Here is a 13,773-nt window from a genome sequence, read left to right as displayed (position 1 = left end):
AACGCTTGCTATTTGTCAGCCGTTGAGAGCAACTCACTCCCTTTTCTGGCGACAAGCACAATCAACAACAACACGGGCAAGCCCAATAAACTGGTTCCGACAAAGAAGGCGCTGTAGCCAATTTGCTCCACAACCTGCCCGGAAAAACCGGCCAGCAACTTGGGTAGCAGCAACATTACCGAGCTGAACAGGGCGTACTGAGTGGCCGAAAATGCCACATTGGTCAGGCTGGAGAGATAGGTCACGAAGGCCGCGGTCGCGATACCGGCACTGAGGTTATCCAGCGAGATAATCAGGGTCAGCAGTTCCAGGCTGTGACCAACCTGATTGAGCAAGGCAAACAGCAGGTTGGTGCTGGCAGTGAGCAGCGCTCCCAAGAACAGGATGCGCAGCGTGCCGAAGCGCATCACCAGCACGCCCCCCAGCGCCGCCCCCACTAGCGTCATAATGACGCCAAACACCTTGGTAATGGTGGCAACCTCGGTCTTACTGAACTGCATATCCACATAGAAGCTGTTGGACATCACCCCCATCACCACATCGGCAACCCGATAGCAGGCGATCAGAGCCAAGATCAGCAGCGCCGAGCTGCCATAGCGACGAAAGAAGTCGGCGAACGGACACCAGACCGCCTCATAGCCCCAGGCCCCCGCACTCGCCAGCAGCGCAGGCCACCCTTTTTCCAGGAGCTGCGCCTTGCGTTCGGCCTGTTGCTTGCCCTGCTCGGCCAGATCGATATCCGGCTCGTGGCAAAACAGCGTGGTGATAACCCCGAGTGACATCAGACCCGCCATCACCAGATAGGTAATCTGCCAGCCACGATAGTCATAGCCACTATTGCTGCCAAACCACGCTGCCAGTGCCAGCGCACCGGCGCCCGCCATGATCATCGCCAGCCGGTAGCCGGTCATGTAAGAAGCAGCCATCGCCGCCTGTAGCCGCTCGGGGGCGGATTCGATGCGATAGGCATCGATAACGATATCCTGCGTGGCCGAGGCAAAGGCCACCAGCAGGGCGAACAAGGCCAAATGAGTCAACCCGCTCTTGGGATCACAAAACGCCATCCCTACCAACGCAGCCGCGATCAATAGCTGGGAGAAGAACATCCAGCTACGACGACGCCCCAACAGGGTAGAGAGCAGTGGCAATGGCATACGATCCACCAGCGGCGACCACAACCATTTAAAGCCGTAGGCCAGCGCCACCCAGCTCATGTAACCGATATCGGTCAGGCTGACATCGGCCTCACGCAACCAGAATGAGAGGGTGCCAAATACCAGCAACAGCGGCAGACCCGATGAAAAGCCCATGGCAAAGAGAATGAGTACTCGGGCTTCGAGATAAACAGCGAGCGATTCCCGCCAACTCGGTGTGCGGATCATGTTCAACTACCTGACGACTTTGGAAAAGTGCGTCATTTTGGCAGGTTGATGGCAGATAGCCAAGGCAAGCAAAAAGAGATAGGCAAAAGAAGCCCGGATAGAGAAAAGGCCCATCCCGAACGGGATGAGCCTTGTATTGTGACCTGACGAGGCGAGGTGACGAACCGCGTCCGGCGAGAGTTACTTGCCCGCTTTCTTGTCGACTTTCTTGTCTGCCGGGGTTTCTGCCAGCAAGACCACCTTCTTCAGAATGATGGGACTGGTCGGCACATCGTTGGCACGCAAAATGGGGCTGTAACCGGTCTGTACCTGAGCCAGCTTGTCCAGCACCTCCATCCCCTGCACCACCTGACCGAACACGGTATAACCCGCTGAGCCACCGGCGTTGAGGTTATTGTTGTCGACCAGATTGAAGTAGAACTGGCGAGTAGCGCTGTCGACCGCCTGGGTGCGAGCCATAGCGATGGAGCCACGCTTGTTGGGCAGACCGCCACGCGACTCGTTGACCACAGGTTCATAAGTCGGCAGCTGCTGGAACTGCTGGTTGTAACCCCCACCCTGCACCACGAAATCCTGGATCACCCGGTGGAAGATACTGCCGTCATAGCTGCCATCAGCCACGTAGCGCAGGAAGTTCTTCACCGTCTGGGGCGCCTGCTTAGGAGCCAGCTCCACCACGATATTGCCGTGGTTGGTCTCCATTCTGACTTTCGGGCCTGCGAACGCCAGCGGGGCGATCAGCATGGCCAGCAACCAGAGTTTTTTCATCATCAGACCCCTGCACCGTTCGGTTGACCTTTCAGGTAACCGCGCAGCGCGTCATCCGCCATGATCTGCTGCAGCACGCTACCCAGTTGCAGGTTCAGTGTAGACTCCAGGTCGGCCATGCTTGGCTCGCTCGGGCTCTCCTTGCTGGAGGACATGTTGAACTGCTTGGTCAGACGGTTGCCCTGAAAATCGGCGATCACCTGCAGGCTGACGCGGGATTTGGTGACATAGGTAAAGGTCTTCTCTTCCACATTGACTGCGGCGTTGGAAATCACCAGCGTCAGGTTGGTGGTGCCACTGTTGCCCACTTCCAGACCCTGGCTGCGCAGACCTTCGGCCAGCCGCTCGGCCATCAGCAGGTTGAGCGGACGCTCGCTGTTGACCAGCACGGGCGCTTTCTCTTTATGTTTGATGGAGAAGACGTAGGCAGCCTCACGCTTGTCTACCCCTTCCATGGTGATGCGATTGCCAGAGTAGTATTGCTGGTTGGCGGGGATCACCTGCGGATTGAGCAGCGCTGTCTCCGGCCAATGAGTGGCACACCCGCCCAGCATCAGGGCGGCCAGCAGCAAGAGTGACTTTTTCATCATGGTTTCCTTTGGCTTTAGCGTTTGATGGCTTTCAAAATAACGAATTTGCTGTTCGACGCAACGACTTGTGCGTTGGCAAACAAGCGCTTGAGTTTGTTGTGATAGTCCAGATGACGGTTGCCTACTATCCAGAGTTCACCCCCTTGAGGCAACACCCGGCGCGCATCGCTGAACATCTGCCAGGCGATATGATCGGTGATCGCCTGCAACTGATGGAAAGGAGGGTTGCAGAGGATCCGATCCGCCGAGCCGACCGCCACCCCGTCGAGACAGTTATTGACCATAAAGTGGGCGCGCGGCAGTGCATCGGGCAGATTGTGCTCGACGTTGAGCTGTGCCGAGGCGACCGCCATATAGGATTCATCGATAAAGGTCACCTCCACCTCGCTGTCTTTGGCGAGCAGCGACAGACCCAGCACCCCGTTGCCACAGCCCAGATCGATCACCTTGCGGGCACTGTGGATGGGCAGGTTGTCCAGCATAAAGCGGGCACCGATATCGAGACTGGTGCGCGAGAAGACGTTGGCATGGTTGTGGATGAGCATGCCACTCCCCTCCAGCGGCCAGACAGTCGGGAAGGGGTTGGCCAGCGCGGGTTGCCCCGCCTGCGGCTCGCAGTGAATGAGACGCGCCTTTTTCCAGGCCAGCGAGGTACGGGTAGGCCCCAGATACTTCTCGAACAACTTGAGGGTGGAGGTATGAATATCCTTCGCCTTGCCGGCAGCGATAACGCGGGTTGCCGGTGTCACCACCGCACGCAATGCCAGCAGTTGCTGCTCCAATAGAGCCTGATATTTGGAGACCTTGATCACCACCAGCGCAGGGGCATCGGGCAGCGGCGCCAGCGCATCCTGCAAGCGGATCGCGCCTGCATCCAGTCCGTTTTCGGCCAGATTGGCCAGGGTCGCCCGCTCACTGATGTAGGAGTCGGTGACGCAGCAGGGGGAGTGCGGATGCAGATAGGCGGCCAGCGCGCCAAAACCGTCATTCATGATGATGACGGGGCCCGCCTGCTCGAGGGGAGACTCCGCCAGGGTGTTGATCAGGTATTCGTCAGCCGCATCCCAAGCTTGCAGGGTCTCCTGACTCTGGCGCGGATAACGGTAGAGCGTGAGCTGGCAATGGGGCGTCTCGAGAAGGGTTTGCATAGGATGAGTCCAACCTCGGCTTGATTCGGATAACAGGCGCCAGGGACGACGCAAAGTGGCGCTATTCTAGCGAGGAGCAGGAATTTCACCAGTTGCAAGCGCGTCAGAGCGCGCTGCTGATGGATGATTTCCCTCGCAAGGGGGTTATTCAGCCCCACAACTGCCGATAGAATGGCCCGACATTCACTCTGGAAGCCGATCCGATGACCATCCAACAACTGATTGAAGCCAAGCTGACCGCCGCCCTCTCTCCCACCGTGCTGGAGGTGATCAACGAGAGCCACATGCACCGTGTGGAACCGGGATCTGAGAGCCACTTCAAGGTGGTGATCGTCAGCGAGCAATTTGCAGGGCTGCGGCTGCTGGCACGACATCGTCAGGTCAATGCTGTGCTGGCCGACGAGCTGGCCGGTGCCGTTCATGCACTGGCGCTGCATACCTACACCGAGACCGAGTGGCAGGAAAAAGGCCACGCCCCGCGCACCCCGAGCTGCGTTGGCAAACCGTCACTCTCCTGAAAGCGGTTGTACCACAGGATTCCCCTCGAGAACCTGCCAACAAAAATTAAACATATTTCCCCCATTGGCCCCGAAAAGGCTACATCCAAGGGGGTATATTTCGGCATCAAGGCTTTTTGTTGATAGTGGAGACAAAGGCAAATACCCCCATCGAGGTATCGAAATAAAAAAACCTTTAAAACCACTACTTACAAGGTGTCAGGGGCTTATTCATTGCAGGTTAATTTTGTGATGGCACGGGGATTTTGCCCATTTGGCATGGCAGAAAATGCACCTTAAGTGGTAAACTCAAGCGCTTTTGAGTGAGCCTGCATGTTGAATAATTGTTGAGCCTGCCCACCTGGCGCAACCACAACACCGACTCATTCAACCACCCGTCGTGATGTATTTCTCGGCGCTAACCAACCTCTCCCGTAACGGTAGTGCAAGTAAGTATGATTACAATCAAAAGAGGACTGGACATCCCCGTGCTGGGTGCGCCAGAGCAAGTAATCTACGATGGCCCCGCCATCACCCGTGTTGCGACACTGGGCGAGGAGTTTGTGGGTATGCGACCTACTATGTTCGTCAAAGTAGGTGATCGCGTCATCAAAGGTCAGGATCTTTTTGAAGACAAGAAGAATCCGGGCGTTAAATTCACAGCTCCTGCCACCGGTGTGGTTTCAGAGATCAACCGTGGTGCCAAACGTGTTCTCCAGTCTGTGGTCATCGACCTGGACGGTTCCGATGAACAGGTGACGTTTGAGCATTTTGCCTCTGCCGAGCTGGCCAAGCTCGAGCGCAGCAAGGTGCAAGAGATCCTGGTCGCATCAGGTCAGTGGACTGCGTTGCGTACCCGTCCGTTCAGCAAAGTCCCCGCGGTAGCGTCTGCCCCGCGCGCCATCTTTGTGACTGCAATGGACACCAACCCGCTGGCTGCCGATGCCGAGCTGATTATCAAGGAACAGCCGCAGGCCTTCCTCGATGGTCTGGCCGTATTGACCCGCCTGACCGACGGCGCCGTCTACGTCTGTAAAGGCGAAGGCAGCCTGCCCCACTCTCCGCTGGCTCAGGTCAAGGAAGAGATCTTCGTTGGTCCGCACCCTGCCGGTCTGCCGGGTACCCATATCCACTTCCTGGATCCGGTCAGCAGCACCAAGGTGCAGTGGCACATCAACTATCAGGATGTGATCGCATTCGGCAAGCTGTTCACCACCGGTCAGATTTTCACTGACAAGGTGATCGCGCTGGCTGGCCCGAACGTGCTCAAGCCGCGTCTGCTGCGTACCCGTCTGGGCGCCTGCATCAGCCAGCTCACCAACAATGAGCTGCGTGCCGACGAAAACCGTATCATCTCCGGTTCTATCCTGAGTGGTGCCAAAGCCGAAGGTGTTCACGACTACCTGGGCCGCTACCACAATCAGGTTTGCGTGCTGGGTGAAGGTCGCGAGAAAGAGTTCCTGGGCTGGATCAACCCCAGCGCCAACAAGTTCTCTATCACCCGTACCACCCTCTCTCATCTGATGAAGGGCAAGCTGATCAACTTCACCACCACTACCAACGGTAGTGACCGTTCCATGGTGCCTATCGGCAACTATGAGCGGGTGATGCCACTCGACATCCTGCCAACCCTGCTGCTGCGGGACATGGTCTCCGGCGATACCGACGGTGCGCAAGCTCTGGGCTGCCTGGAGCTGGATGAGGAAGATTTGGCGCTCTGTACCTTTGTCTGCCCCGGCAAGACAGAGTACGGCCCGATCTTGCGTGAGTGCCTGACCAAGATTGAACTGGAAGGTTAAGCGATGAGTTTCAAGCAACTTCTTGAAAATATGGAACACCACTTCGAACCGGGTGGAAAGTACGCCAAGTACTATGCCCTGTTCGAAGCGGCGTACACCCTGTTCTACACCCCGGGTAGCGTTACCCGCAACGCCTCCCACGTTCGTGATGCGCTCGATCTGAAGCGCATGATGATCATGGTGTGGCTGGCCGTGTTCCCGGCCATGTTCTGGGGCATGTACAACGTTGGTAACCAGGCGATTGCCGCCATTGCCCACATGGGCTCGGCTGCTGGTGCCAGCAGCTGGCAATATGCCCTGGCTACCATGCTGGGCGCCTCCCTCGATCCGGCTGTAGCCGGTATCGGCAGCAAGATGCTGATTGGCGCCACCCACTTCTTCCCGATCTACATCACCGTCTTCTTTGTCGGTGGTTTCTGGGAAGTGCTGTTCGCCATGGTGCGCAAACACGAGATCAACGAAGGCTTCTTCGTAACCTCAATCCTGTTTGCCCTGATCGTGCCGCCCGAGCTGCCCCTGTGGCAAGCTGCGCTGGGTATCACCTTCGGTGTGGTGATGGCCAAAGAGGTGTTCGGTGGTACCGGCAAGAACTTCCTGAACCCGGCGCTCGCTGGTCGTGCGTTCCTGTTCTTCGCCTACCCGGGCCAGATCTCCGGTGACGCCGTATGGGTTGCCGTTGACGGCTTCTCCGGCGCGACTGCCCTGAGCCAGTGGGCCCAAGGCGGCCAGATGGCGCTGATCAACGGTGCAACCGGCCAGGCTATCAGCTGGATGGACGCTTTCCTGGGTAACCTGCCGGGTTCCATCGGTGAAGTCTCTACCCTGATGATCCTGCTGGGTGCCGCCATGATCGTCTACATGCGCATCGCCTCCTGGCGCATCATCGCCGGCGTGATGATCGGTATGATCGCCACCTCCCTGCTGTTCAACGTCATCGGTTCCGATACCAACCCCATGTTCAACATGCCGTGGCACTGGCATCTGGTACTGGGTGGCTTCGCCTTCGGTATGGCCTTCATGGCGACCGACCCTGTCTCCGCCGCCTTTACCAACAAAGGCAAGTGGTGGTATGGCGCCCTGATCGGCGTAATGGTCGTGCTGGTTCGCGTGGTCAACCCTGCGTTCCCGGAAGGCATGATGCTGGCCATTCTGTTTGCGAACCTGTTTGCTCCCCTGTTTGACCACTTCGTCGCTCAGGCAAACATCAAGCGGAGGATTGCTCGTGGCGTTTAATAAAGATTCAACCCTCGGCACCGTCAGCGTGGTCACCGGCCTCTGTCTGGCCTGTTCCATCGTGGTATCCGTTGCCGCTGTGGGCCTGCGTTCTACCCAGCAGGAAAACAAGGCGCTGGACAAGCAGAGCAACATTCTCTCCGTAGCCGGTGTGGATGTGAGCGAAGTGGCCAAGCGCGACCTGGCCAAACTGTATGGCGAGAAGATCGAAGCCCGTCTGGTGGATCTGGCGACCGGTGACTTTGTTGACGGCGATGCCGACAACTTCGACACCAAGCAAGCAGCCAAAGATCCGGCCCGCAGCATCCGTCTTGCCGCCGCTGACGACAAGGCCAGCCTGCGTCAGATCTCCAAGCAGATCCCGGTATTCTTCGCCAAGGATGCCGAAGGCAAGATCGACAGCATCATCCTGCCCATCTACGGTCAGGGTCTGTGGTCGACCATGTATGCCTTCGTCGCCGTTGCCGCTGATGGCCAGACCATCAAGGGCATCACCTACTATGACCACGGTGAAACCCCGGGTCTGGGTGGCGAGATCGAAAACCCGGCCTGGCAGGCGCTGTTCAAGGACAAGAAACTGTTCGACCAGAATGGCATGCCGGCGCTGCGCGTCATCAAGGGCCATGCTCCGGCGGGCTCCGAGCACGAGATCGATGGTCTCTCCGGTGCCACTCTGACCGGTAACGGCGTACAGCATACCTTCGACTTCTGGATGGGTCCCAAGGGCTTCGGTCCTTTCCTGGCCAAGGTTCGTGCAGGAGAAATCAACAATGGCTGACAAGAGCGAAATGAAGAAGTTGCTGTTGACGCCTGTGCTGGGCAACAACCCCATCGCCTTGCAGGTGCTGGGTGTCTGTTCTGCACTGGCGGTTACCAGCCAGATGAAAACTGCGTTTGTAATGACCCTCGCGGTCATGGCGGTCACCGCCTTCTCAAACCTGTTCATCTCCCTGATCCGCAACCAGATCCCGAACAGCGTCCGGATCATCGTACAGATGGCGATCATCGCCTCACTGGTTATCGTGGTTGACCAGGTGCTCAAGGCTTACGCCTATGACATCTCCAAGCAACTGTCGGTCTTCGTGGGTCTGATCATCACCAACTGTATCGTAATGGGCCGCGCTGAAGCGTACGCCATGAAGAGTGCCCCGCTGCCCTCCTTCCTGGATGGTATCGGCAACGGTCTGGGCTATGGTGCCATTCTGCTGAGTGTCGCGACCGTGCGTGAACTGCTGGGCTCCGGCACCTGGTTCGGCATCGAGCTGCTGCCGCTGGTGAACAACGGTGGCTGGTATGTGCCCAACGGCCTGCTGCTGCTGCCGCCGAGTGCATTCTTCATCATTGGTCTGATCATTTGGGGCGTTCGCACCAAGGATCCCAAGCAGGTGGAGGCGAAGGATTAAGGTATGGAACACTATCTGAGTCTGTTGATTAAATCGATCTTCATCGAAAACCTGGCACTCTCCTTCTTCCTGGGGATGTGTACCTTCCTGGCGGTGTCCAAGAAGGTAAAGACCTCCATGGGTCTGGGTATTGCCGTTATTGTGGTGCAGACCATCGCGGTTCCTGCCAACAACCTGATCTACAACTACGTGCTTAAAGATGGCGCTCTGGTATCCGGTCTGGATCTGAGCTTCCTGAGCTTCATCACCTTCATCGGTGTGATTGCAGCACTGGTACAGATCCTGGAGATGGCGCTGGACAAGTACTTCCCGGCACTCTACAACGCGCTGGGTATCTTCCTGCCGCTCATCACCGTGAACTGCGCCATCTTCGGTGGCGTCTCCTTCATGGTGCAGCGTGACTACAACTTCATGGAGTCTGTGGTCTACGGTGTGGGTTCAGGGGCAGGCTGGATGCTGGCGATCGTTGCGCTGGCAGGTATCCGCGAGAAGATGAAGTATTCCGATGTTCCGGAAGGCCTGCGCGGTCTGGGCATCACCTTCATCACCGCCGGTCTGATGGCGCTGGGCTTCATGTCCTTCTCTGGTATCTCCCTGTAATCGGCTTTCCTGCAATCAGAAAGGAACGATAGATGGAAATTATTTTGGGTGTGGTCATGTTTACCGTGATCCTGCTGGCACTGGTGGCAGTCATTCTGTTCGCCAAGTCCAAGCTGGTGACCGCGGGCGACGTGACAATCAGCATCAATGGTGACCCGGCCAAGGCTGTGACCAGCCCGGCCGGTGGCAAGCTGCTCGGCGTGCTGGCTGGCAGCGGTATCTTCGTCTCCTCCGCCTGTGGCGGCGGTGGCTCCTGCGGCCAGTGCAAGGTACGGGTGAAATCCGGTGGCGGCGACATTCTGCCGACCGAACTGGATCACATCAGCAAGGGCGAAGCCCGTCATGGCGAGCGCCTGGCCTGTCAGGTTACCGTTCGCTCCGACATGGATATCGAACTGCCGGAAGAGATCTTCGGGGTGAAGAAGTGGGAATGTACTGTTATCTCCAACGATAACAAGGCCACCTTCATCAAGGAGCTCAAGCTGCAGATCCCCGATGGCGAGAGCGTGCCGTTCCGCGCCGGTGGTTATATCCAGATTGAAGCCCCGGCTCACCACGTGCACTACAAGAACTTCGATATTCCCGAGGAGTATCGCGGTGACTGGGATCGCTTCAAGATTTTTGAGCTGGAGTCCAAGGTCGATGAGCCGATCATCCGTGCCTACTCCATGGCCAACTATCCGGAAGAGTTCGGCATCATCATGCTGAACGTGCGTATCGCGACCCCGCCGCCCAGCAACTGGACTGCCCCTCCGGGACAGATGTCCTCCTACATCTTCAGCCTGAAGGCTGGCGACAAGGTGACTATCTCCGGTCCGTTCGGTGAGTTCTTCGCCAAAGACACCGATGCCGAAATGGTATTCATCGGTGGTGGTGCAGGTATGGCGCCGATGCGTTCCCATATCTTCGACCAGCTGCGTCGCCTGAAGTCCAAGCGCAAGATGAGCTTCTGGTACGGTGCCCGTTCCAAGCGCGAAATGTTCTATGTCGAAGACTTTGACATGCTCGCCGCCGAGAACGAGAACTTTACCTGGAACGTCGCGCTGTCTGATCCGCAACCAGAAGACAACTGGGACGGCTACACCGGCTTCATCCACAACGTGCTCTACGAGAACTATCTCAAGAACCACGAAGCACCGGAAGATTGCGAGTTCTACATGTGTGGACCTCCGGTGATGAACGCTGCCGTCATCAACATGCTCAAAGACTTGGGCGTTGAAGACGAAAACATCCTGTTGGATGACTTTGGTGGTTAATCCATGCACAGTGTTGTAAAGACCTGGCTAGCCTTCGGGCTAGCCTTTTTCTTGACTGGGTGCGGTCAGGAGACGGTCCAATCCAAACCGGAGATCCACATCACCGGTAGCACCATGGGCACTTATTACTCCATCAAGGTGGCGGACAGCGCCATCAGCGATCCGGCCAAGCTTCAAGCTGAGGTGGATGTGTTGCTGGAGCGGGTCAACGACCAGATGTCGACCTATCGCCCCGATTCCGAACTGTCGCGCTTCAACCAGAGCCGTGACAACAAACCGGTTGTGGTCTCCCGCGATACCGCACGGGTCGTCACAGAGGCCATTCACATTGGCCGTGAGAGCCAGGGGGCGCTGGACGTCACCGTTGGCCCCTTGGTCAATCTGTGGGGCTTTGGCCCGGACAAGAAGCCGACCAAGGTCCCCTCCGACGAGCTGATCACCCAGACTCGCCAGAAGACCGGTCTGGGCAACCTGCACGTCATCACCTCGGTGGATGCCGATACCCTGCAAAAAGACATTCCGGATCTCTACGTTGACCTCTCCGCCATCGCCAAGGGCTTTGGTGTGGACAAGGTAGCCGAGTATCTGGAGTCACTGGGTGCACGCAACTATCTGGTGGAGATTGGCGGCGAGCTGCGGATCAATGGCGTCAACGGCAAGGGGCACCCCTGGCGCGTGGCCATCGAGAAGCCCACTGCAGGCACCGGCACGGTGCAAGAGGTGATCGTGCCCGGTGACAACGGGGTAGCCACCTCCGGCGATTACCGCAACTACTATGAACTGGATGGTCAGCGCTTCTCCCACACCATAGATCCGCGCAGCGGCAAGCCGATCCAGCACCGTCTGGTATCGGTCACCGTGATACACCCCTCCTGCATGACCGCAGACGGGTTGGCCACCGTGTTTATGGTGATGGGGACCGAGAAGAGCCTGGCCTATGCCAACGAGCGCGGCCTGGCGATCTTCGTGATCACCAAGACGGACAACGGCTTTGAAGAGGCTTACTCCGATGCCTTCAAGCCCTATCTGGTCAAGAAGTAAGAGGTAGAGATGCAGATTTTTCTGATCACCTTCGGGGTATTCATGCTGGTGATAGCCGCCATGGCTATCGGTTACATCTTCCAGAAGAAGACCATCTCCGGCTCCTGTGGCGGTCTGGGTAGTGTCGGCATCGAGAAAGAGTGCGATTGCCCGGAACCCTGTGACAACCGCAAGAAGAAGATGGCCAAGGAAGAGGCCCGTCGCAAGATGCTGGAAGAGAACCGCATCATCTGATGACTCTGGTTTTTCGGTAAACAAAAGCGCGCCATCGGCGCGCTTTTTATTGGCCGTTATCTTGCGTTAACGGTCAGGGCTGACGTTCGATATAGAGGATCACCTCGCCAAGATGGATACCGAACTTGCTGATCTCGGCACGATTGATCAGACGCTCTTCGTCCAACAGGTACATCCAGTCATCGAAGCTCACCCGCACCACCTCGCCATCCGGCAGCGCCAGATCGAGCTGATAACGCCAGTTGAGGGCGAACCCTTGGGTTTTACCCACCGCCTCCCCCACCACATCGGAAGCAGTACCTCGCCAGTGACCGTCAACCCCCTTGCTCAGATACCAGGTACGGGTCTGCTGGCGGCCATCATCAAAGTAGAACTGCTCGAACAGCTCTCCCTTGCCGTCCTTCCAACGACCCACCATCTCGACCCGAAAGCGACTGGTCACTTCGCCGCTGCGGTCGGTCACCAGACCGTGAGCCACCAATTTGCCGTTGAAGAAACGGGCGAGATCCCAGTTTGGTCCCTGCCCCCGATAATCATCGAGACTGGCACCACAGCCGCTCAGCAGCAAAAAAGGGAGCAACAACAACCAGCGGTATGCACGATAGAAAAACATTGGAAACTCCATGTTCAGGGTTGGCCACGCAGGCGGCGGGTCAGGGCGGGATCGCGGCTGTTGTCAGCCAGCCAGATGGCGAGAAAAGCGGCCGAAAATTGCGGATCGGCCAGGGTGCCGAGGGACTTCTCCTGCCACCAGAAGTGGCCTGCCCCGACCTTGTCGACATAGAAGGTGAGCTTGTCGCCTGCCTGCACATCGGGCCAGAGTGCTGCGAGCTGGCCGAGCCAGCGCTGACGTTCGGCGTCGGAGCCAAGACCGAGTCGCTGCCACTCGGCGGCAGTGGCGCTCAGCAGATCTTCCCGCTCAATGGATCTGGCATAGGTGAGGGTCAGGGCCTGCGGATAGTGACCGGGCTGATAGTGCCCGCTTTCACTGTAGAGGGTGGCATCGTAGAGCTTGAACCATAGCCAGTTCATCTCCCCCTGCCCGACCGGGCGCAGCTGCTGCCAGGGGGCGGAAGAAGCCTGCACCGCGGTTGCAGCAAAGAGCGTAAACGCCAGCAGTAGCGGGTTAATTCCACCCCATATGCCAGTGGTTGGGATCTTCCAGTTCATGCCAGTCCATCTCCTGTTCTTGCAGGGTGTTGATATCCTGCATCACCACCTGCACCAGCTGCCCCTGCGCATCCCGCTGGCAGGCAACCACCAGATAGAAGCGATCAGTCAGCTCATGCTGGCTCTCTTTGGTCCATTTGGAAAAAAGCAACGAGTCGGTCGAAAAGGTGTTTGTCATGACTCACCCTCCAGCTTGACCATTACCCACAGGAGTACGGGTAACCACCACATCCAGATCACTGCCAGCAGTGCCGTGCTGATCCAGATGCCCCAGGGTAAGTTTACTGCCCCCATGGCGGCCCCCGCCACATAGGAGGAGGCACCGCCAAATACGCCAAACAGCGCCTGCTGCCAGCGAGGCAAGCGCAGCAGCCAGCGCATACCGTGGGCCAGCGTCAGGGCAAAACCGAGCCAGAGCAGCACCAGCCAGAGGGGAAAACCGGACGGGAACCGGAACAGGCCGAGCTGCCAGAGCAGCACATCCAGCAGACAGCCAGCCACCGCGATGGGGAGCAGCCGCCAGTCACGCAGGCGGCTGGGTGAGAAGATAAAGTGCAGCAGCAACATTGCCAGCAGCGGGCCCGGCTGCTGCCACTTCACCGCCAGCAACCAGTAGAGGTTGAACCCCAGCAGGTGAGCCCACTGCCACATG

At 57.9% G+C, this 13,773-nt stretch carries 17 protein-coding genes; 9 read left to right on the top strand and 8 right to left on the bottom strand.

Features of this window, described 5'->3' with window-relative positions; all coding sequences use genetic code 11:
• Nucleotides 1–8: 8 nt before the first annotated feature.
• The 4 genes from ACTG2S_RS06645 to ACTG2S_RS06630 all read right to left on the bottom strand — a co-directional run bounded on the left by ACTG2S_RS06645 (nt 9) and on the right by ACTG2S_RS06630 (nt 3,888).
• The gene (locus ACTG2S_RS06645) at nt 9–1,388 is read right to left on the bottom strand and encodes an AmpG family muropeptide MFS transporter (protein ID WP_439982187.1); all 1,380 of its coding nucleotides are present in this window, start codon (nt 1,386–1,388) and stop codon (nt 9–11) included.
• Between the two features lie 174 nt (nt 1,389–1,562).
• Nucleotides 1,563–2,150 (bottom strand): peptidylprolyl isomerase, encoded by a 588-nt coding sequence (locus tag ACTG2S_RS06640; RefSeq protein WP_274160244.1) that lies wholly within the window; start codon nt 2,148–2,150, stop codon nt 1,563–1,565.
• Between the two features lie 2 nt (nt 2,151–2,152).
• Entirely contained in the window at nt 2,153–2,737 is a 585-nt protein-coding gene (locus ACTG2S_RS06635) for a YajG family lipoprotein (protein WP_005349692.1), read from the bottom strand.
• A 17-nt stretch (nt 2,738–2,754) separates the two neighbouring features.
• Nucleotides 2,755–3,888, bottom strand: a complete 1,134-nt coding sequence (locus ACTG2S_RS06630) for a methyltransferase (protein ID WP_274160218.1) — start codon at nt 3,886–3,888, stop codon at nt 2,755–2,757.
• A gap of 203 nt (nt 3,889–4,091) precedes the next feature.
• On the opposite strand from ACTG2S_RS06630, the gene ACTG2S_RS06625 reads away from it, so the two are divergent.
• The 9 genes from ACTG2S_RS06625 to nqrM all read left to right on the top strand — a co-directional run bounded on the left by ACTG2S_RS06625 (nt 4,092) and on the right by nqrM (nt 11,951).
• Complete coding sequence (locus ACTG2S_RS06625) at nt 4,092–4,406, top strand: BolA family protein (RefSeq protein ID WP_201937325.1); 315 nt, start codon at nt 4,092–4,094, stop codon at nt 4,404–4,406.
• 434 nt (nt 4,407–4,840) lie between these two features.
• Nucleotides 4,841–6,184: a Na(+)-translocating NADH-quinone reductase subunit A gene (locus tag ACTG2S_RS06620; RefSeq protein WP_005349684.1), complete on the top strand. Its 1,344-nt coding sequence runs from the start codon at nt 4,841–4,843 to the stop codon at nt 6,182–6,184.
• 3 nt (nt 6,185–6,187) lie between these two features.
• The gene (locus ACTG2S_RS06615) at nt 6,188–7,417 is read left to right on the top strand and encodes an NADH:ubiquinone reductase (Na(+)-transporting) subunit B (RefSeq protein ID WP_005338642.1); all 1,230 of its coding nucleotides are present in this window, start codon (nt 6,188–6,190) and stop codon (nt 7,415–7,417) included.
• Nucleotides 7,407–8,195 carry a Na(+)-translocating NADH-quinone reductase subunit C gene (locus tag ACTG2S_RS06610; protein ID WP_005358609.1) on the top strand — a complete coding sequence of 263 codons (789 nt, stop codon included), beginning with the start codon at nt 7,407–7,409 and terminating at the stop codon, nt 8,193–8,195. Before ACTG2S_RS06615 ends, ACTG2S_RS06610 begins: the two co-directional genes overlap by 11 nt.
• Nucleotides 8,188–8,820 (top strand): NADH:ubiquinone reductase (Na(+)-transporting) subunit D, encoded by a 633-nt coding sequence (locus tag ACTG2S_RS06605; RefSeq protein WP_005338644.1) that lies wholly within the window; start codon nt 8,188–8,190, stop codon nt 8,818–8,820. The genes ACTG2S_RS06610 and ACTG2S_RS06605 overlap by 8 nt, the downstream gene beginning before the upstream one ends.
• A 3-nt stretch (nt 8,821–8,823) precedes the next feature.
• Complete coding sequence (gene nqrE / locus ACTG2S_RS06600; RefSeq protein WP_005338645.1) at nt 8,824–9,420, top strand: NADH:ubiquinone reductase (Na(+)-transporting) subunit E; 597 nt, start codon at nt 8,824–8,826, stop codon at nt 9,418–9,420.
• A 32-nt stretch (nt 9,421–9,452) separates the two neighbouring features.
• Complete coding sequence (nqrF, locus tag ACTG2S_RS06595) at nt 9,453–10,676, top strand: NADH:ubiquinone reductase (Na(+)-transporting) subunit F (protein ID WP_005338656.1); 1,224 nt, start codon at nt 9,453–9,455, stop codon at nt 10,674–10,676.
• Between the two features lie 3 nt (nt 10,677–10,679).
• Complete coding sequence (locus ACTG2S_RS06590; RefSeq protein ID WP_005338666.1) at nt 10,680–11,717, top strand: FAD:protein FMN transferase ApbE; 1,038 nt, start codon at nt 10,680–10,682, stop codon at nt 11,715–11,717.
• A gap of 9 nt (nt 11,718–11,726) precedes the next feature.
• Nucleotides 11,727–11,951 (top strand): (Na+)-NQR maturation NqrM, encoded by a 225-nt coding sequence (gene nqrM / locus ACTG2S_RS06585; RefSeq protein WP_005338668.1) that lies wholly within the window; start codon nt 11,727–11,729, stop codon nt 11,949–11,951.
• A 73-nt stretch (nt 11,952–12,024) separates the two neighbouring features.
• Here nqrM and ACTG2S_RS06580 read toward each other — a convergent pair whose 3' ends face one another.
• The 4 genes from ACTG2S_RS06580 to ACTG2S_RS06565 are packed head-to-tail and all read right to left on the bottom strand — an operon-like array spanning nt 12,025 to nt 13,772.
• The gene (locus ACTG2S_RS06580; protein WP_274160217.1) at nt 12,025–12,564 is read right to left on the bottom strand and encodes a DUF3833 domain-containing protein; all 540 of its coding nucleotides are present in this window, start codon (nt 12,562–12,564) and stop codon (nt 12,025–12,027) included.
• Between the two features lie 14 nt (nt 12,565–12,578).
• Nucleotides 12,579–13,121, bottom strand: coding sequence for a chalcone isomerase family protein (locus tag ACTG2S_RS06575; RefSeq protein WP_274160216.1), 543 nt, complete (start codon nt 13,119–13,121; stop codon nt 12,579–12,581).
• Entirely contained in the window at nt 13,078–13,299 is a 222-nt protein-coding gene (locus tag ACTG2S_RS06570) for a TIGR02450 family Trp-rich protein (RefSeq protein WP_005338671.1), read from the bottom strand. The genes ACTG2S_RS06575 and ACTG2S_RS06570 overlap by 44 nt, the downstream gene beginning before the upstream one ends.
• Entirely contained in the window at nt 13,296–13,772 is a 477-nt protein-coding gene (locus ACTG2S_RS06565) for a DUF2878 domain-containing protein (RefSeq protein WP_263717446.1), read from the bottom strand. The genes ACTG2S_RS06570 and ACTG2S_RS06565 overlap by 4 nt, the downstream gene beginning before the upstream one ends.
• Nucleotide 13,773 lies beyond the last annotated feature (1 nt).

This window comes from Aeromonas sp. 82P, from assembly GCF_051919365.1.
Lineage (GTDB): Bacteria > Pseudomonadota > Gammaproteobacteria > Enterobacterales > Aeromonadaceae > Aeromonas > Aeromonas veronii.
The sequence above is the reverse complement of the archived record's forward strand: the minus strand, read 5'-3'. Positions and strand labels throughout refer to the sequence as shown.